Source organism: Streptomyces sp. TRM68367, from assembly GCF_014495685.1.
GTDB lineage: Bacteria > Actinomycetota > Actinomycetes > Streptomycetales > Streptomycetaceae > Streptomyces.
The window spans coordinates 35,387-53,054 of the sequence record NZ_JACTVI010000011.1; the positions used below are offsets into that span (position 1 = coordinate 35,387).

Below are 17,668 nucleotides of genomic sequence, written 5' to 3' on the forward strand. Positions count from 1 at the left end.
CGCCATGGCACAGGGCACGGTCCAGGTGACGCACACCGGTACTTCGCGGTGGCGGCGCCGCACAGGTGAGTATGCATCGCTCGCCGCCGCCCTGGAGGCCGCGGCGGACGGTGACGTCCTCACCATCGCCCCCGGCACCTACCGGGAGAACCTCGTGGTGCAGCGGGCGGTGACCCTGCGCGGCCCCGACGGCTCGCCCGGCTCGGTGCGCCTCGCGCCCATGGACGGGGTGCCGCTGACCGTGCGCGCCTCGGCCGTGGTGCAGGACCTGCACGTGGAGGGCCAGGACGCGGCCGCGCCGGCCCTGCTGGTCGAGGAGGGCACGCCGGAACTGCGGGACGTGCGGGTCGTGACCCGGTCCGCGGCCGGGATCGAGGTGCGCGGCAGCGCCCGGCCGACGGCCCGCCGCTGCACCGTGGACAATCCGGCGGGCATCGGCATCGCCGTACTCGACGGCGCGGGCGGGGTGTTCGAGGACTGCGAGGTCGTCGCGGCCGGGCAGGCGGGCGTCGCGGTACGCGGCGGCGCCCACCCCCGCCTGGAGCGCTGCCGGGTGCACCACGCCTCGGGTGTGGGCCTGTCGGCGACCGGGGAGAACTCCGCGCTGGAAGCGGTGGGTTGCGAGGTCTACGAGGTCCGGGGCAGCGGTGTGCAGATCACCGGCCGGGCCACCGCGCACCTCACCGACTGCGATGTGCACCGCACCACGACCGACGGCGTCACGCTCGACACGGACGCCGTCCTCACGCTCGCCGACTGCCGGATCCACGACATCCCGGAGAACGCGGTCGACCTGCGCTCCCGCTCCGTGCTCACCCTGACGCGCACCAGCGTGCGGCAGTTCGGGCGCAACGGCCTGTCCGTATGGGACCCGGGCACGCGCGTGGACGCCAACCAGTGCGAGATCTTCGACAGCACGGGCGACTACCCGGCCGTGTGGGTCAGCGACGGCGCCACCGCGGTGCTCGACTCCTGCCGGGTGCACGACGTGCCGGACGCGCTGTTCGTCCTGGACCGGGGCTCGCGCGCGGACGTCGTCGACAGTGACCTGTCCCAGGTGCGCAACACGGCCGTGTCGGTGAGCGACGGCGCCACCGCGCAGCTCGACGACTGCCGCATCCGGGACGCGGCGACGGGCGCCTGGTTCCGCGACCACGGCAGCGGCGGCACCCTCAACAACTGCACCCTGGACGGCACCCAGACCGGCGTGATCGTCACCAAGGGCGCCGACCCCACCGTCGAACGCTGCACCATCGACTCCCCCTCCGAGGCCGGGGTCTACGTGTCGGCCGGAGGCCGCGGCAGCTTCCTGAACTGCCGGGTGACGGGCAGCGGCGGCTACGGCTTCCACGTGATCGACGGCAGCCGTACGACACTGCGCAAGTGCCGTACGGAGCGCTGCGCGCGCGGTGGGTACGAGTTCGCGGACGGCGGGCCGGACACCGGGGCAGGCACCGGCCCGCTGGTCGAGGACTGCACCAGTGACGAGAGCGCCGGTCTGCGCCCGCCCGTGGCCCGCGAGACGGCCGTACAGACGGCGAGCCCCTCCCCCGGCCTGCTGGGCGCGATCCCCGGCCAGCGCACCACCGAGCAGGAGCCCCTGGTGGCCGCCGCGGAGCCGCAGGAGCCGGTGCGTACGTCCAAGGCCGTGCTCGGCGAACTGGACGCGCTGGTGGGCCTGGAGAGCGTCAAGCGCGAGGTGCGGGCGCTGACCGACATGATCGAAGTGGGCCGACGCCGGCGGCAGGCGGGTCTCAAGGCGGCATCCGTCAAGCGCCATCTGGTGTTCACCGGCTCCCCCGGCACCGGCAAGACGACGGTCGCCCGCCTCTACGGCGAGATCCTCGCCTCCCTCGGTGTGCTGGACAAGGGCCACCTGGTCGAGGTGTCCCGGGTCGACCTGGTCGGCGAGCACATCGGCTCGACGGCGATCCGCACGCAGGAGGCGTTCGAGAGGGCGCGCGGCGGCGTGCTCTTCATCGACGAGGCGTACGCGCTGTCGCCGGAGGACTCGGGCCGGGACTTCGGCCGGGAGGCCATCGACACGCTGGTGAAGCTGATGGAGGACCACCGGGACGCGGTCGTGGTGATCGTCGCGGGGTACACCGCGGAGATGGAGCGCTTCCTGTCGGTCAACCCGGGCGTGGCCTCCCGTTTCTCACGGACCATCACCTTCAGCGACTACGGCCCCGAGGAGCTGCTCAGGATCGTGGAGCAGCAGGCCGAGGAGCACGAGTACCGGCTCGCGACGGGCACCGGGGAGGCGCTGCTGAAGTACTTCACAGCGATCCCCAAGGGCCCCGCGTTCGGCAACGGCCGCACCTCCCGGCAGACCTTCGAGGCCATGGTGGAACGGCATGCGAGCCGGGTCGCCCAGGTCGACGAACCGAGCACGGACGACCTGACCCTGCTCTACGCCGAGGACCTGCCCGAGCTGCCCTGAGGCTCCGGCTCGGGACCGGACGGCTCAGGGGCCACCACCGAGACGGACGGCTCGTTCGCATCCGGGCCTGAGCGCTCCTTTGCTTCGGGGCCGGGCGGTTCGCTGACCTCCGGTCCGGGCCGTTCCGTCACGTCCGGCCCGGGCGCTTCCTCGCCGGGGTGCGGCTCGGTGTGGCGTGGCGCCGGTAGCCCAGGGCGCAGGCGGGCCAGCAGCCGCTGTCGTTCCTCGGCGAAGGCGGGGTCGGCCTGGTAGTCGGAGTGTCCGAGGATGGGTGCGGGCAGCGGATGCAGTTCGGTACGGCCGTACGCCAGTGGGTCTTTCAGGGCCGGGCGGTCGACTGCGGGGCCGCAGTCGCCGGGCAGGCGGACGGGGCCGCCGATGGGGTCGGTGTCCCGGTAGAGGTTGCGCCAGCAGTCGACTTCGTGGTGCAGGGAGCTGAGTGCGGCGGGGCCGAAGTGGGCCGGGAACCAGCGGCCGTACAGGCGCTCCAGTGGGGAGCCGTAGGTCAGCAGCGCGACCCGTTTACGGGCGGAGGGGGCCAGTTGCCAGGCCGCGGCGGCGGCCAGGACGCTGCCCTGCGAGTGTCCGGAGATGACCAGCCGCCCGCCGGTGACGCGGGTCCAGGTCACCATCCGCCAGGTCAGGTCGGGCACCGCGCGCTCGGCGTAGCAGGGCGGGGCGAAGGGGTGGGCGGCGCGTGGCCAGAAGGTGCCGACGTCCCACAGGATGCCGATGGTGCGTCGTGCGGAGGCGTCTTTGTAGGCGCGCCGGCCCCAGGTGACGAACAGGAGGAAGCCGAGTCCGATCAGCCAGGAGCCCAGCGCCTGGGCGGTCTGCGCGGCGCCGTGCACGATCGCGTAGGTGCCCCGCGCGGCCTCACCCGGCGTCCGGCCGGTCAGCTGGGCGCCGGCGAGCGCGCCGGTGCCCAGCAGCAGGGTGGTGGCGGAGGTGACGGCGAGCAGGAGGGGAGCCCGGTCGGTGAGAGTGGCCAGGGCGCGGGCCAGGGCGATGGCGCGGGTGCGTGCGCTGTCCGCGGGCTCGCCCGGGTAGTCGTGTTCCACGCTGGCGCGTGCGGCGCGGGCCAGCCGCCAGGCGCGCCGGGCCAGCCACCCGCCCAGTACCAGCAGGACGACGAGCAGCGGCGGGATCACGGAGGCCTGCCAGGTCAGCAGGACCGGCGGTCCGGGCATCGACGTGCCGGGGCCGTCCAGCCAGTCGGACACCCGCTGGGCCACCCCGCCGGACATCACCGCGCCCAGCGCGCAGGCCAGCATCGCGACCGCGGGCCCGCCCAGGCCGCGCACGGCCGCGCGCGGATCCGGCTGGGCGCGGTGCAGGACATGGGCGGCCCCGGCCAGGGCGATCACGATCAGGCCCTGGACCAGGGCGATGCCGCCGAAGGTCGCGTCTCCCGGCAGCCGGCCCGCCGACTCCCAGCCCGGCCGCTCCCACCCCGCGTACAGCAGCGTCAGGGCGAGCAGGACCAGGGCGGCGAGCGGCAGCCGTCGTACGAGGTGCCGGTCGAGTTCCTGATCCAGGTGCCTCTCGCTGCGGCCCCGGCGGCAGACCACCCACACCACGCCGACCGCGCCGGCCACCAGCGCGGCGATCAGGAGCCAGCCCAGGGCCTCGAGCACCCTCGGGCCGCCGGGCGCGCGGTCGAAGCGGGCGGCCGGGGTGCCCACCGCAGCGGCGACCGTGAGCAGCCCGGCGCCGGTGTGGGCGGCACGCAGCCGGGCCACCAGGCGGCGTCCGTACCAGAAGCCGGGCCGGCCCAGAGCGGTGTGACCGGTGTCCCCGTCGGGCTCGAGCTCGCGGGCCAGCGGCTGCTGGGACTCATACGCGCTCCAGGTGCGCAGGGACAGGTACCAGAGCAGCCCGGTCAGGGCCAGCGGCACCAGGGCGGCGAGGGCGAGCCGGCGGCCGGGCGCGCTCCACCAGCCGCCGTCCGAGACCACGGGGGAGAGGAAACCCAGCCAGGAGTGCTGCTCGGCACACGCGCGCGTGCCCGCACACTGCCAGGCCGCCAGATCCAGCGCCACCTCGCAGGCAGCCGCGACCAGCAACACGGTCAGGGTCAGCCCGGCCAGCCGCACCAGCAGCCCGTACAGGCGCACCGTACGTGTGCGGCCGCGCGCGGCGGGGCGCATCCAGTGGGCGAGGTTGACCACCATGAACGGCAGCAGTAACAGCCACAGGGCGCGGGTGCCGTTGCCGGAGGTGAGGTTGCACCACACATACGCCTCCGGCACCGGCCCGCCCCGGCGCTCCGCACGCGGCCCGCTCTCCGCGTCCACGTCGTCCGCCCGGCGGAAGACGGCCGCCGTGTCATCGCCGGTGACCCGCACCGTGCGCGGATCGCCCAGCATCTCCTGAGGCGTGGTCCCACCCACACCGTGGACGAGCAGTTCCAGGGCGGCTGCGGTTGGCCCGGGCCGCGTGACCGGGTTGTCCGGCTCACCTTTCAAGGCACTCTTCACTGTTTCGCACTCCCCCGTGACATGCCATCGGCTTTGTCCGTGCGCGCACCAAGGATCTCCCCTCCGGGCGCATCGCACACCCCTCGTCACGGAATCTCCCCGATCCGGGTGACAGGCGGGGCACGGATGAGGCGCAGGTGACGTGTGCGCGACGGGCGGGTAGTGGCGCGACCGGTGCCCGGGCGTGAAAGGATGGGACGACCGCGCGCCGGGGCGGGACAATGGACTTGTCGACCGGCGTCCCACCTGCCCGAGCGGAGTCGGGAGCGCGGAGACGGTGCGCAGGGCGTGTCGGACGGCTTTGAGGCGAAAGGACCGGAGCGTACGTGAGCGAGACTCAGAACCTCCTCGCGGAGCAGCGGCGCGCCCTGATCCTCGACGAGGTCCGGCGCCGGGGCGGGGTCCGCGTCAACGAGCTCACCCGCAAACTCGGCGTGTCGGACATGACGGTCCGCCGCGACCTCGACGCGCTCGCCCGGCAGGGCGTGCTGGAGAAGGTGCACGGCGGTGCGGTGCCGGTGGTCGAGGCGAGCACGCACGAACCCGGCTTCGAGGCCAAGTCGGGCCTGGAGCTGACCGCCAAGGAGGACATCGCGCGGGCGGCGGCCAAGCTGGTCGCGCCGGGCGCAGCGATCGCCCTGTCGGGCGGTACGACGACGTACGCACTGGCGCAGCAGCTGCTCGACGTGCCGGATCTGACGGTGGTCACGAACTCGGTGCGGGTGGCCGACGTCTTCCACGCGGCGCAGCGCACCTCGGGCCCGCGGCAGGGCGCGGCCACGGTCGTGCTGACCGGCGGGGTGCGCACGCCGTCGGACTCGCTGGTGGGCCCGGTTGCCGACCAGGCGATCGCGGCGCTCCACTTCGACGTGCTGTTCCTCGGCGTGCACGGCGTATCGGTGGAGGCCGGTCTGTCGACGCCGAACCTCGCGGAGGCCGAGACGAACCGGCGGCTGGTGCAGTCGGCCCGGCGGGTCGTGGTGGTCGCCGACCACACCAAGTGGGGCACCGTGGGCCTGAGTTCCTTCGCGGCGCTGGAACAGGTGGACACCTGGGTGACCGACGCCGGCCTGCCCGCCGAGGCCCGCGCCGAGAGCTCGGAGCATCTGCCGCAGCTGGTGGTGGCGGGCGAGCAGGAGAGCGAGGTCGTCGGCTGACCTCCGGGGCGGCTGACCTCCGCCTCATCTGATCTGCGCCCTCAGGAGGGGCAGACATCTGACGGGCCGCCAGCTAGGGTGACGCTGCCGGTCATCGGCGCCGCCGTGAAGGGGGCTTCGTCCATGGCTCACCGTCTGCGTCCGGAGGGGCTCGACTTCGTCGAGCGCGCGCCCGTGCGGTTCGTCTTCGCGCGGAAGATCTCCGCCCCGCCCGAGACCGTCTACCGTGCCCTGGCCGATGACGTGCCCGGCTGGGCAGAGTGGTTCTCCCAGGTGGCCTCCGCCCGGCCGCTCGACGGCGACGCGGGGCGCGAGGTCCGCCTCAAAGGTGGCGTCCGGTTCCAGGAGTCGATCATCGCTTCCAAGGAGCCCGAGGTGTACGCCTACCGCGTCGACGTCACCAACGCGCCGGGAGCCCGCGCGCTCGTCGAGGAGTGGCGGCTCGCCCCGGCCGGCACCGGCACCCGCGTGCAGTGGACCTTCGCCACCGACGGGACACCGGCGTTCCGGTTGATGATGAAGCCGTTCCGCGCGGCCCAGGCACGGGCCTTCCGGGACGCCGTCACGGCGCTGGACCGGCGCCTGGCCGCGTAAAGGCTAATGCTCTGTGCCCTCAGTCGGGCCAGACGCCCGTCGCGAGGAGCGTCTCGATCGCCGCCGTGTACGGCGTGATGTCCAGGCCCTGCCCGGCAAGCCACCCGTCCGAGTAGTACTTGTCGAGGTAACGGTCCCCCGGGTCGCACAGCAGTGTCACCACGCTCCCCTGCCGTCCCTCGGCCACCATCTCGGCGACGATCTTCAGCGCGCTCCACAGGCCGGTGCCGGTCGAGCCGCCCGCCTTGCGGCCGATGGCCTGCTCCAGGGCCCGTACGGCGGCGACGCTGGCCGCGTCCGGCACCTTCATCATCCGGTCGACGGCGCCGGGCACGAAGCTCGGTTCCATGCGGGGCCGGCCGATGCCCTCGATGCGGGAGCCGCAGTCGCAGGTGACGTCCGGGTCGCCGGTGGTCCAGCCCTCGAAGAAACACGAGTTCTCCGGGTCGGCCACGCAGATACGGGTGTCGTACTGCATGTAGTGGACGTAGCGTGCGAGGGTCGCCGAGGTACCGCCGGTGCCGGCCGTGGCGACGATCCACGCGGGCTCCGGGTACCGCTCCAACTTCAGCTGGCGGAAGATGGATTCGGCGATGTTGTTGTTGCCGCGCCAGTCCGTGGCCCGCTCGGCGTAGGTGAACTGGTCCATGTAGTGGCCGCCGGTCTCCACCGCGAGGCGGGCCGACTCCTCGTACATCTTCCGCGGGTCGTCCACGAAGTGACACCGGCCGCCGTGGAACTCGATGAGGCGGCACTTCTCGGCGCTCGTCGTGCGCGGCATGACGGCAATGAAGGGGACGCCGGTCAGTTTCGCGAAGTACGCCTCGGAGACGGCCGTGGAGCCGCTGGATGCCTCGATGACCGGGCGGCCCGGCCGGATCCAGCCGTTGCACAGGCCGTAGAGGAAGAGGGAGCGGGCGAGGCGGTGTTTGAGGCTGCCGGTCGGGTGCGTCGACTCGTCCTTCAGGTACAGGTCGATGCCCCACTTCTCCGGCAGTGGGAAGCGGAGCATGTGCGTGTCGGCCGAGCGGTTGGCGTCGGCCTGGACCCTGCGGACGGCTTCTTTCAGCCAGGCCCGGTAGGCGGGATCGGTGCGGTCGACGTCGAGGGTGACGCCGGGCCGGGTCTGCTGTGGGGTGGTCACGACGGGCTCCTTAGGCTGCGCGCCGACGGCGCGTCGCGCGGCCGACACCCCCGATAATAAGCACCTTTCGCACGCTTCTCACCTGCATAAACGTACCTTTGAGCCCCCCAAAGCGCCCCCTGGGGCAGGCCTGGCGCAAGGGGGCGCGCAGCCTGGGGGGCGCATTCACGGGCGTGCACCGGGCGCCCCCGGTGAGGGGGTCGCGCTCGCTGTCGGGTGGGGGCAGACTGCACGGGGCGAGAACAAAGCCTCCACGCGGGGCACACTGGACCAGGACACGAACCGGTACGGCCCCACGCGGAGCCGGCCGGTACACCGAGGCGCACAAGGGGGCGGGGTGGCATGGCCGAGCCGGAGTTCAGGGCCACGGGCGTGCGGATCGGGAAGCGGCTGCGCTCGCTCACCCGGGCCGGGCAGGTCCGGATCAGCGGCGGCAGGCTGGAGTTGCTGACCAGTTACGGCAGTGAGATAGACAGCGCGCCGGTGCAGGCGGTGCGCGCGTCCAAGCCCTGGTTCGGTACCGAGGACCGGGCGCTGGCCGACCTCAACGGCAAGCGGTACCTGCTGACCCTCGGCGAGCACGACCCCGCGCCGGGCGAGCCCGGGCCGCCGGCGGCTCGCCGGTTCATCGAGGCCGTACGCAAAGCGGCGGGCCGCGGCGGCTGAACGGACGCGAGTTGCGGTGCCGCACCCCCTGCGTCACTCTGGTCTCACGTCACTGAGGGTTTACCGGCGATAACGCTGCGAACCAGCCCGCCGGCCACGACAGCAGGCGGCAGTATCACGCAGGCGCCCTGCTGGATCCGAACTCCGTGTTCTTCCGGACGTCCTTCGGGACCTCACGTCGGGGAGTCGCAGCCGTGATCAGTAACCCGAGCAGGCACTGCACGGTGGAGCTCCAAGCCCTGCCGTCGCGGATCGGCCAGGTCCGCAGAATCGTCTCTGCGCAGTTGCGCTACTGGCATCTGGAGTCCCTGATAGACCGGGCCATGCTCGGTGTGACGGAGCTGTTGTCGAACGTCCACCGGCATGCCCAGCCCGACAAGACGTGCACCGTGGAGATCGAGTGGCTGCTCGACCGGCTCATGGTCTCGGTGCGCGACCACGATCCCCGGTTGCCGGTGGTGGGGGAGATCGAGGACATCGCGCCGCTGGCGACCTGCGGGCGGGGCCTTGCGATGGTGGCCGCGGTGAGCGAGACCTGGGGCGCGCGGCCGGACGGCGATTCCGGCAAGGTCGTGTGGTTCACGCTCCCCACACCCGCGGCGCCGCGGGCGAGTGCCGCCCGTCCTCCGCGGCGCGTGGCCGGTTTCGCCGAGGTCGGCCTCGCGGCCGACGGGCGCAGGCCCGAACCCGTTCCCGCCCGGTCCGCCGCCGACGGCCACCGGCCCGAACACGCTCCCGCCCGGTCCGCCGTAGCAGGCTGACCGGGCGGTGACCCGCTTGGATGGCTCGGCCGCCTACGGGGCGCCTCAGCCGGTGTCGAGACGGCGATCGTGCTCAGCGCTTCGTGCCGTTCAATGGCTCGGTCGCCTACGGGCGCTTTCTGCCGGTGCCGAGAGCCCGATCGTGCTCAGTGCTTCGTGCCTCCGCGCTCCCCCACTCTCGACTTCGCTCGAGCGGGAGGTGCCCCCATGGGCTCTCGGCACCGGCGCGCCCTTCGGCTCCCTCGCGGCCGGTGTCGTCGGGACAGTTGACCTTGGTGGGCCCGTGCCCTTGGGCCTGCCGGGGGGTCGGTCACCTTGGCCTTGGTGGAGCTGCGGCCTTGTCACTCGGTGGCGATGGCCCGCAGGACGTCCAGGCGGGCCGCGCGGCGGGCCGGGCGCAGGCCCGCGAGGGCTCCGGCGGTGAGGCCCACCAGGGCTACCAGGGCGAGCTGGGCCGGGGGCAGTGCGAAGGCGAAGGCGCTGTCGCCGGCCCCGTCGGAAGCCTTCACCAGGACCCAGCCGAGGAAGCCGCCGAGGGCGAGTCCGCCGACGGTACCGAAGGCGGCGACCAGGACGGACTCCCAGCGGACCATGGCCCGCAGCTGGGGCCGGGTCTGACCGACGGCCCTGAGCAGGCCCAGTTCGCGGGTGCGTTCGTGGATCGCCAGCGTGAGGGTGTTGGCGATGCCGAGGAGCGCGATGAGGACGGCCAGGGCGAGCAGCGCGTAGACGAGCGTCAGCATCATGTCGATGCCGCCGGCCGAGGACTGCGCGTACTCGTCGCGGGTCTGCACCTCCGGGTTGCCGTACGGTGCGGCGGCCTTCTCCACCGCCGCCTTGCCCGCATCCGTGCTGACGCCGTCCTTGAAGGAGACGGCGAGGAGGGTGTCGGAGTCCTGGGTGCGGTGCGGGGCCCAGGCGGCGCGGGTGATGACGTAGTCGCCGGCCAGCTCGGACTGGCCGTAGACTGCGCGGACGGTGAAGGTCTCCTTCTTGCGGTCGGTGAAGGTGAGTTGGGCCTTGTCGCCGGGCTTCAGGCCCTGCTTGCGGGCCTCTTTCTCGGTGATGGCGATGCCGTCGGTGCCCAGGTCGCGCAGGGAGCCCTGGATCTTGCCCAGGTCGAAGGTGCGCTCGAGGGCGACCGGGTCGGTGACGGTCAGCGCCCGCCCCTCGCCGTCGACTTGGGCGACACCGCGGCCGAGTCCGACGGCCGTGTCCACCTCGGGCAGTTCGCCGATCGCCCCGGCGAGACGAGGGCTCAGTCCGCTGCCGCCCGCGCCGAAGGACGGGGTGCTGACGGCGACGTCGCCGGCGAAGGACCGGGAGACGGTCTGGTCCATGGTGGCCTTCAGGGAGGCGCCGAACACGGTGAACAGCGACACGACGGCCACGCCGATCATCAGGGCGCTCGCGGTGGCGGCGGTCCGCTTGGGGCTGCGCAGCGCGTTGCGCCGGGCGAGTCCGCCGGTGACGCCGCGCAGCCGGTCGAGCGGGCCGCCGAGGACGCGTACGGCGGTGGAGGAGGCGACCGGGCCGAGGACCACGAAGGAGACCAGGGCCAGGACGGCACCGGTTCCCGCCAGCCAGATCGACGGCGACACCAGCACGCCGGTGAGCGTCACCGCGATCGCCAGGGCAGCCAGGCCCGTGCCGGTGATGGCGCGCAGCCGGGAGGCGTCGGAGGTGTCGACGGCCGTCTCGCGCAGCGCGGCCAGCGGGGCGGTACGCCCGGCGCGGACGGCGGGCAGCAGGGCGGAGCCCAGGCAGACCACGATGCCGACCGCCAGCGGCAGCGCCATCGACAGGGCCTTGACGACCAGGCCGCCCTCGGGGAACGGGAAACCGATCGCCGGGAACAGCGCCTGGAGCCCGGCCGCGATCCCGATGCCGCCCACGAGGCCCGCGCCCGAGGCGGCCACGGCCACGACGGTCGCCTCCACGAGCGTGGCCGCGGTGACCTGGCGGCGTGCGGCACCCAGGGCACGCAGCAGGGCGTTCTCGCGGGTGCGCTGGGCCACGACGATCGCGAAGGTGTTGTGGATGGAGAAGGTCGCGACCAGCAGGGCGATGCCGGAGAACACCAGCAGGAAGGTGGTGAAGATGCTCAGGAACTGGCTGGAGATCATGTCGTTGTTCTCCTGGGCCGACTCCTGACCGGTGATCGCCTCGACCCCCTTGGGCAGCACGGACGTCAGCTCGTCCACCAGCTCCCGCTGGCTCACGCCCGGCCCGGCCCGCACCTGGATGCTCGCGGCCTCACCGGGCTTGGCCGTGAGGTACTTCTCGGCGTCGGCCTGCGTCATCCCGGTGAAGGTCACCTGCGCCATGCCGTCCTCGCCCCCGAAGGTCGCGAGTCCCACGACGGTCACCCTGACCGGGTCGGGCGTGCGCAGGGTGGTGGTGTCGCCGATCTTCAGGTCGCCCGTCTTGGCGGCGCCGCGGTTGACGACGACCTCGCCGGACTTCTCGGGGGCGCGGCCCTCGGCGAGCCGGTACGGGTTGAGCTTCGGGTCGGAGATCCAGTTGCCGGCGAGGGTGGGCGGGCCCTGCCCGCCGATCGGGTCGCCGCTGGCGCCGATCAGCTGACCGGCGCCCTGGATGCTGGGCACGGCGGCGGCCACGCCCGGGGACCGCTCGACCGTCCTGACCAGATCCGTGGCAACCGGCTGCCGCACGCCCTGGCTCTCGCCCGGTGTGGTGATGGCGTCGGCGCTGCGGACCACGGCGTCCGTGCCGCTGGTCGCGTTGCCGAACATGGAGACGAAGCTGGCGCGCAGCGTGTCGCCCATGACGAGCGTCCCGGCCAGGAAGGCCACGCCGAGGAACACGGCGAGGAACGTCCCGGCGAAACGCCGCTTGTGGGAGCGCAGGGAGGACACGCTCAGGCGTACGGAGGCGTTCATGAGGGCACCTCGAAGGCTTTCAGCCGGTCCAGGATCTTGTCGGCGGTCGGGGATTCCAGGCGGTCGACCAGGCGTCCGTCGGCAAGGAAGACGACCTCGTCGGCGTGGGCGGCGGCGACCGGGTCGTGGGTGACCATGACGACCGTGCGGGCCGTCTGGCGCACCGCGCGGCCGAGCAGGCCCAGCACCTCCTCGCCGGAGCGGGAGTCGAGGTTGCCGGTCGGCTCGTCGGCGAACACGACGTCCGGCCGCCCGGCGAACGCCCTCGCCACGGCGACGCGTTGCTGCTGGCCGCCGGACAGCTCGGACGGCCGGTGGTGCAGCCGGTCGCGCAGGCCGACCACGTCGATCAGCGCGTCGAGCCACTCCTGGTCGCCCTTGCCGCCCGCGAGGTCGAGCGGCAGCGTGATGTTCTCCTCGACGGTGAGCGTCGGCACCAGGTTGAACGCCTGGAACACGAAGCCCACCCGGTCGCGCCGCAGCAGGGTGAGGCGCCGGTCGTCGAGGCCGCCCAGTTCGGTGTCGCCGATGTAGGCGGCGCCGGAGGTGAGCGTGTCCAGGCCGGCCGCGCAGTGCATCAGGGTGGACTTGCCGGAGCCCGAGGGCCCCATGATCGCGGTGAAGCGGCCGGCCGGGAAGGTCACGCTCACGCCGTCCAGGGCGTGTACGGCGGTGTCGCCACCGCCGTACACCTTGACGGCGTCCACGACCTGGGCGGCCACGCGCGTGGCGGTCGTCGTGGTCATGCCGCACCGCCCTTGCCCGTGCGGCCGAACTGCTCGTCCAGGACGGACAGCCGGCGCCAGTACTCGTCCTCGTCGATCTCGCCGGAGGCGAAGCGGTGGCCGAGCACGGTGATGGGCGAGTTGTCCTCGGCGGCGACCGGCCGCCACGGGCCGCGGCGTCCGCGCCACACCGTGCGGCGCAGCAGGGCGATGCCGCCGCCGATGACGAGCGCCCAGATCACCGGGAAGAACAGGATCCACGGGCCGGGCCCGCCGTCGCCGAAGTGCGCCAGGGTCTGCATCGTCGTTCAACTCCTCGGTAGCGATGTCGTTGTGTGTCGCTTCCGAGAGTCGTCGCGCAGGGGGTCCCAGGTCGTCGTACGGCCAGCGGCAGTGTGTGTACCTCCCCGGGAGTACGCGGGCCGTGCGTCGCTGCTCCCCCAGAGCTGGACCCTTGTAACTACTAGTATGTACAGTGGCGGCGTGAGCACCGCGGAACGACTGATCGAGTCCACCCGGGCGCTGCTGTGGGAGCGCGGTTACGTGGGCACCAGCCCCAAGGCGATCCTGGAGCGCGCGGGCGCCGGGCAGGGCAGCATGTACCACCACTTCAAGGGCAAGCCCGACCTCGCCCTGGCCGCGATCCGGCGGACCGCCGAGGAGATGCGGGCTACCGCCGAGGGAGTACTGGGCGGCCCGGGGACGCCGTACGAGCGCATCGCGGCATATCTGCGGCGCGAGCGCGATGTGCTGCGCGGCTGCCCGGTCGGCCGGCTGACGATGGACCCGGGCGTGAGCGCCAGCGACGAGCTGCGCGCCCCGGTCGACGAGACGCTCGACTGGCTGCGCGGCCGGATCGCCGGGATCGTCGAGGAGGGTCAGCGGCAGGGCGAGTTCGCGCCCGGCCTCGACGCCGCGGAGGTCGCGGCGGCCGTCGTGGCGACCGTGCAGGGCGGGTACGTCCTGGCCCGCGCCTCCGGCTCCCCCGCCGCCTTCGACGCGGGCGTGCGGGGACTGCTCGCGCTGCTCGCTCCGTGACCGTCCGAACCCTGTCCCGGGAGGCAGCCCGTGCACGCCGTGCAGTACGAACTCACCGCCGTCGTTGGAGGGCATGAACTCCTTCCTCTGGGGCGGCGGTTTCCAGGGGCTCAGCGACGACTTCGGGCGGCCGTGGACACCAGCCGGTGGGAGCTGGTGCACTTCTCGCTGTGGGAGCACGAGGCACCCAAGGTGGACGGTGACGTGTGCCAGGTGCTGCACCTGTCGGCGCCGGGCCTCGGCCGACTGCCCCGGGGGGCGCCGGTGGTGAGCCTCGTCCGTACGGTGCTCGGGGACGTGGAACCGAGCCAGTTGGGGGTGTGCGACGCGCACGACCACCTGTAGACGGGCCGTCACGGGCCAACCACGGCACGGACTGGCGGATGCCGGATGCCGTACGGGCGCTCGCCGACGCCGGGTTCGGCGACCGGCTGCTCCTCGGCGCCGACACGACGACGGCCGCGGCCCGCTCGGTGGACCGCGGGCCGGGGATGCCGTACCTGCTGCGCCGGGTGCGGCCGCGGCTCGCGGTCGCGGTGGGCGAGGAGCTGGTGGGGCGGATCCTGACGGAGAACCCCGGCCGGGCCTTCGCCGTGGAGTGGCGGTGAGCCGGGCCGGGGCGGTCTGCCGGCGGGGCGGACTCGGCCTCATCCTCCGCGGAAGGCGTGGCCGGGTCCGGTCTCAGCGGAACGTCCGCAGTCGACGACCTCGTCCGCGCCCAGTTTCCGTACGTGACCGGCGTTGTGCGCGGACGCCGTTCGTAGTCGGGTGAACTCGGTGACGTCCTCAGGTGGCAGCCTGGTCGCTGTCCCTCATCGCGCCCCAGCCGTGCCAGCGCTCGATCTCGATCCAGGCGCTGACCCGAGCGCGGGTGCGGTCCGGGTACGGGTCGCCGGTGTAGTGCGTGGCGAGGCGGTCGATGTCGGCGAGGCCCTCGTCGTCGCGCAGTTCGGTGACGCGGCCGATCAGGGTGACGTGCGTGTACCAGTCGTCCCCGGCGAAGGCGGTGAGGGTCACGCGCGGGTCGCGGCGCAGGTGCTTCAGGCGCACCCGGCCTTCGTCCATGTTGATCAGGACCTGGCCGTCGTCCCACACGTACCAGGTGGCGGTGGACACGGGCGTTCCGTCCGCGCACAGGGTGCCCATCACGCAGGGGTTGGCGCGGCGCAGCAGGAGGTCGGCGTCGGGGGCTTGGACACGGGAACTCCTTTCGCCCTCAGTCGGTTTCTCGTCCTCAGGCGGTCGGCGGCTCGTCGAAGCTGGCGAAGTACGCGGCGACCATGTCCTCGTCGCCGTGGCCCTGTGCGGCGGCGCGTTCCATGCGGGCCGCGCCGGCGGCGGCCACGTCGAGGCGGACGCCGCTGCGCTCGCCCGCCTCGACGATCAGCCGGGCGTCCTTGGCGGCGGTGGTCACCGCGAACTGGGCCGGGGTCAGCCGGTCCTCCAGGACCAGCGCGGACTTGGCGCGCAGATAGCCCATGTCGAGCGGGCCGCCGGCGACGAGGTCGAGGAAGCCGTGCGGGTCCACGCCGAGCGCCTTGGCCAGGGACAGCGCCTCGCCGGCCGCGGCGGTGACCGCGAGCACCCAGCTGTTGGCGACCAGCTTCAGCCGGGTCGCGGAGCCCTCCGCGCCGTCCTCGCCGGTCCACACCGTGCGGGCGCCGACCGCGTCGAAGACCGGCTCGACCGTCCCCCGGCGCGCCTGCGGGCCGGCGGCGAGGACGGTCAGCTGCCCGGCCTCGGCGGGCTGCCGGGTGCCCAGCACGGGGGCGTCGTAGAAGACCAGCCCGTGCTCGCGGGCGAAGGCGGCCAGGTCGCCTAAGGCCTCGACGCCGGCGGTGCTGGACTGTACCCATGCGGTGCCGGGGCGCAGGGCGGTGGCGGCCTGGCGCATGACCTCCAGCGCGGCGGGGCCGTCGTACAGCATGGTCAGGACGACGTCGGCGCCCTCGACCGCCCCGGCGGGCGTGTCGGCGACGGACACTCCCCCACCGGCGGCCAGGGGTTCGGCCTTGGCCCGGGTGCGGTTCCAGACGCGGACGGGGTGCCCGGCGCGGGCGATGTTGCGGGCCATTGCGGCCCCCATGATCCCGGTGCCCAGGACGCTTACGGTCGGCTTCTCGGTCATGACGTCGGAGCCCTCTGTTCTGTACGGGTGTTCCAGTGCACGTGGTTGCCAGCCTGCCACTTCGGACCCGGGCGGCGAGTACCAGGGCGTCGCGCGTGTCCGTGACCGTTTTTCGCACGCGGCTGGTGACCGTCGCTCACGCCATCGCGATGTCCACCGACGGCCGCAGCTGCGCCGCCGCGGCCAGTGCCGCGTGGACGGGGTGGGTTTCGAAGGCCGTCAGCAGGGCCGTGTCGGCGGGGCGGTCGGCGGCGGGGAAGGCGATCTGCTCGTAGGCGGCCTGGAAGCGCGGGCCCCAGCGGCGGGCGCCGAGGCGGGCCGTGCGGGAGCAGTTGTCGACCATGTACGCCACGTCCCGGGCGTGCATGTACGGCAGCAGGGAGTCGACGGCCTCGATGACGGACTCGTTGACGATCTCCGACCAGGGGTGGCCGCGCTCGGCGAACTCGTCGATCTGGGCGGTCATGGTGGCGACGAGGACTCCGGCGGTGAACGGGTCGACGGGCAGGTCGCGTTCGGTCCGCCGGGCGCGCACCGCGTCTCCGGCGGACCACATCGGGGAGCCGCCGATCCGGCTGGGCGGCCGTGTGCCGAGCCGCTGTTCGGCCAGGACGACGCTGCGCAGCTCGGTACCGTCGGCGACCTCGTCGTAGATCTCGGCGACGATCTCGCGCGCGGGTGCGTACGTCGCCGTGTACGCGCGGTCGAACACGTCCCGCCCGGCCGGGTCGAGGCCCTCGCGCACCGCGCGCAGCCCGGCGCGGGAGATGGTGCGGGCGATGGGTCCGGTGACGTTCTCGCAGGAGCGCTCGTACGCCGTCACCGGGTCGTCGCCGGCCAGGCGGCAGCGGGTGTACAGGCTCTCGACGATGCCGTGGACCGCGCCGAGCAGGATGGCGCGTTCGCCGACGATGTCGGAGAGGTACTCGCTGTCGAGCGTCGTGCGGAAGGTGTACGGCGAACCGAGCGCCACCGACCAGCCGAGCGCGAGGTCGACGGCCCGCCCGTCGGAGTCGGCGTGCACGGCGAAACTGCTGTTGATCCCGGCGCCGTTGACCTCGACGCCCTGCTCGTACAGCCGCCGGACCGAGTCGCCCATGCCCTTGGGGCACACGGCGATCACGGCGTGCCCCGGCGGGAACTGCCCGCCGCTTTCCTTCAGATGGCCGAGCAGGAAGCCGTGCGACAGGCCGATGACGGCGTCCGGCTTCAGCGCCGCGAAGATCTCCAGGTGGTGGGCGGCGAGCGCGGCGTCGGCGATCAGCAGGATCACCAGGTCACTGTCCGCGGCGACGGCGAGCCAGTCGCCGAGTGCGCCGTCCTCCTCGGTGAAGCCGTGGGCGCGGGCGTCGGCGGCCGAGCGGGAGCCGGGGCGCAGTCCGACCGCCACCCGGATGTCCGTACCGGCGAGGGAGTCCCGGAGGTTCAGGGCCTGGGCGCGGCCCTGCGGGCCCCAGCCGAGGACGCCGACGCGGCGGACACCGGCGAAGGCCTTCGGCAACAGCGGGAAGAGGTGCCGGCCGCCGCGCAGGACGGTCTCCGTGCCGCCGGGCACGGCCGTGGTTTCGAGCGGGAAGACGCGGGAGGTGTATGTGGTCGTCGAGGTCATGGTCGAGTTGTAGGCTCCGC

General features: G+C 73.2%; 14 protein-coding genes and 2 pseudogenes. 8 read left to right on the forward strand and 8 right to left on the reverse strand.

What is annotated here, in order from left to right:
* The first annotated feature begins 4 nt into the window (after window positions 1-4).
* A complete protein-coding gene (locus H8R17_RS10675) occupies window positions 5-2,443 on the forward strand; it encodes a right-handed parallel beta-helix repeat-containing protein (RefSeq protein WP_187822909.1) in 2,439 nt (812 codons plus the stop codon).
* On the opposite strand, the gene H8R17_RS10680 is transcribed toward H8R17_RS10675, so the two are convergent.
* Complete coding sequence (locus H8R17_RS10680; RefSeq protein ID WP_399476544.1) at window positions 2,413-4,923, reverse strand: hypothetical protein; 2,511 nt, start codon at window positions 4,921-4,923, stop codon at window positions 2,413-2,415. The two genes, H8R17_RS10675 and H8R17_RS10680, sit on opposite strands and share 31 nt — an antisense overlap.
* A gap of 326 nt (window positions 4,924-5,249) precedes the next feature.
* On the opposite strand from H8R17_RS10680, the gene H8R17_RS10685 reads away from it, so the two are divergent.
* Both H8R17_RS10685 and H8R17_RS10690 read left to right on the forward strand, forming a co-directional pair.
* Entirely contained in the window at window positions 5,250-6,080 is an 831-nt protein-coding gene (locus H8R17_RS10685) for a DeoR/GlpR family DNA-binding transcription regulator (protein ID WP_187822910.1), read from the forward strand.
* Between the two features lie 123 nt (window positions 6,081-6,203).
* Complete coding sequence (locus tag H8R17_RS10690) at window positions 6,204-6,674, forward strand: SRPBCC family protein (protein WP_187822911.1); 471 nt, start codon at window positions 6,204-6,206, stop codon at window positions 6,672-6,674.
* 19 nt (window positions 6,675-6,693) lie between these two features.
* On the opposite strand, the gene H8R17_RS10695 is transcribed toward H8R17_RS10690, so the two are convergent.
* Window positions 6,694-7,818, reverse strand: a complete 1,125-nt coding sequence (locus H8R17_RS10695) for a PLP-dependent cysteine synthase family protein (protein ID WP_187822912.1) — start codon at window positions 7,816-7,818, stop codon at window positions 6,694-6,696.
* Window positions 7,819-8,160: 342 nt separating this feature from the next.
* On the opposite strand from H8R17_RS10695, the gene H8R17_RS10700 reads away from it, so the two are divergent.
* A complete protein-coding gene (locus H8R17_RS10700; protein WP_187822913.1) occupies window positions 8,161-8,484 on the forward strand; it encodes a hypothetical protein in 324 nt (107 codons plus the stop codon).
* 194 nt (window positions 8,485-8,678) lie between these two features.
* Window positions 8,679-9,245 carry an anti-sigma regulatory factor gene (locus H8R17_RS10705; protein ID WP_187822914.1) on the forward strand — a complete coding sequence of 189 codons (567 nt, stop codon included), beginning with the start codon at window positions 8,679-8,681 and terminating at the stop codon, window positions 9,243-9,245.
* 341 nt (window positions 9,246-9,586) lie between these two features.
* Here H8R17_RS10705 and H8R17_RS10710 read toward each other — a convergent pair whose 3' ends face one another.
* The 3 genes from H8R17_RS10710 to H8R17_RS10720 are packed head-to-tail and all read right to left on the reverse strand — an operon-like array spanning window position 9,587 to window position 13,175.
* Entirely contained in the window at window positions 9,587-12,148 is a 2,562-nt protein-coding gene (locus H8R17_RS10710) for an ABC transporter permease (protein ID WP_187822915.1), read from the reverse strand.
* Window positions 12,145-12,894 carry an ABC transporter ATP-binding protein gene (locus H8R17_RS10715; protein ID WP_187822916.1) on the reverse strand — a complete coding sequence of 250 codons (750 nt, stop codon included), beginning with the start codon at window positions 12,892-12,894 and terminating at the stop codon, window positions 12,145-12,147. The genes H8R17_RS10710 and H8R17_RS10715 overlap by 4 nt, the downstream gene beginning before the upstream one ends.
* Window positions 12,891-13,175 (reverse strand): SHOCT domain-containing protein, encoded by a 285-nt coding sequence (locus tag H8R17_RS10720; protein WP_187822917.1) that lies wholly within the window; start codon window positions 13,173-13,175, stop codon window positions 12,891-12,893. The genes H8R17_RS10715 and H8R17_RS10720 overlap by 4 nt, the downstream gene beginning before the upstream one ends.
* A 166-nt stretch (window positions 13,176-13,341) precedes the next feature.
* On the opposite strand from H8R17_RS10720, the gene H8R17_RS10725 reads away from it, so the two are divergent.
* The 3 genes and pseudogenes from H8R17_RS10725 to H8R17_RS10735 form a co-directional block, all read left to right on the forward strand.
* On the forward strand, window positions 13,342-13,911 hold the full coding sequence (locus H8R17_RS10725; RefSeq protein WP_187822918.1) for a TetR/AcrR family transcriptional regulator: 570 nt from the start codon (window positions 13,342-13,344) through the stop codon (window positions 13,909-13,911).
* Window positions 13,912-13,972: 61 nt separating this feature from the next.
* Window positions 13,973-14,169: pseudogene (locus tag H8R17_RS10730) on the forward strand (hypothetical protein); the annotation flags it as partial.
* Window positions 14,170-14,255: 86 nt separating this feature from the next.
* Window positions 14,256-14,519, forward strand: a pseudogene (locus H8R17_RS10735) (phosphotriesterase); the annotation flags it as partial.
* 178 nt (window positions 14,520-14,697) lie between these two features.
* On the opposite strand, the gene H8R17_RS10740 reads toward H8R17_RS10735, so the two are convergent.
* From H8R17_RS10740 to H8R17_RS10750, 3 genes are all read right to left on the reverse strand, one after another.
* Window positions 14,698-15,084 (reverse strand): PPOX class F420-dependent oxidoreductase, encoded by a 387-nt coding sequence (locus tag H8R17_RS10740; RefSeq protein WP_262505188.1) that lies wholly within the window; start codon window positions 15,082-15,084, stop codon window positions 14,698-14,700.
* Between the two features lie 61 nt (window positions 15,085-15,145).
* A complete protein-coding gene (locus H8R17_RS10745) occupies window positions 15,146-16,039 on the reverse strand; it encodes an NAD(P)-dependent oxidoreductase (protein ID WP_187822920.1) in 894 nt (297 codons plus the stop codon).
* Window positions 16,040-16,175: 136 nt separating this feature from the next.
* Window positions 16,176-17,648: a ketol-acid reductoisomerase gene (locus tag H8R17_RS10750; RefSeq protein WP_187822921.1), complete on the reverse strand. Its 1,473-nt coding sequence runs from the start codon at window positions 17,646-17,648 to the stop codon at window positions 16,176-16,178.
* Window positions 17,649-17,668: the final 20 nt, after the last annotated feature.

Bases quoted from the DNA above. Each gene is read 5' to 3' on its own strand.
- H8R17_RS10675 (WP_187822909.1), top strand. From the start codon at position 5: ATGGCACAGGGCACGGTCCAGGTGACGCACACCGGTACTTCGCGGTGG.
- H8R17_RS10690 (WP_187822911.1), top strand. From the start codon at position 6,204: ATGGCTCACCGTCTGCGTCCGGAGGGGCTCGACTTCGTCGAGCGCGCG.
- H8R17_RS10700 (WP_187822913.1), top strand. From the start codon at position 8,161: ATGGCCGAGCCGGAGTTCAGGGCCACGGGCGTGCGGATCGGGAAGCGG.
- H8R17_RS10710 (WP_187822915.1), bottom strand. From the start codon at position 12,148: ATGAACGCCTCCGTACGCCTGAGCGTGTCCTCCCTGCGCTCCCACAAG.
- H8R17_RS10715 (WP_187822916.1), bottom strand. From the start codon at position 12,894: ATGACCACGACGACCGCCACGCGCGTGGCCGCCCAGGTCGTGGACGCC.
- H8R17_RS10720 (WP_187822917.1), bottom strand. From the start codon at position 13,175: ATGCAGACCCTGGCGCACTTCGGCGACGGCGGGCCCGGCCCGTGGATC.
- H8R17_RS10725 (WP_187822918.1), top strand. From the start codon at position 13,342: ATGTACAGTGGCGGCGTGAGCACCGCGGAACGACTGATCGAGTCCACC.
- H8R17_RS10745 (WP_187822920.1), bottom strand. From the start codon at position 16,039: ATGACCGAGAAGCCGACCGTAAGCGTCCTGGGCACCGGGATCATGGGG.
- H8R17_RS10750 (WP_187822921.1), bottom strand. From the start codon at position 17,648: ATGACCTCGACGACCACATACACCTCCCGCGTCTTCCCGCTCGAAACC.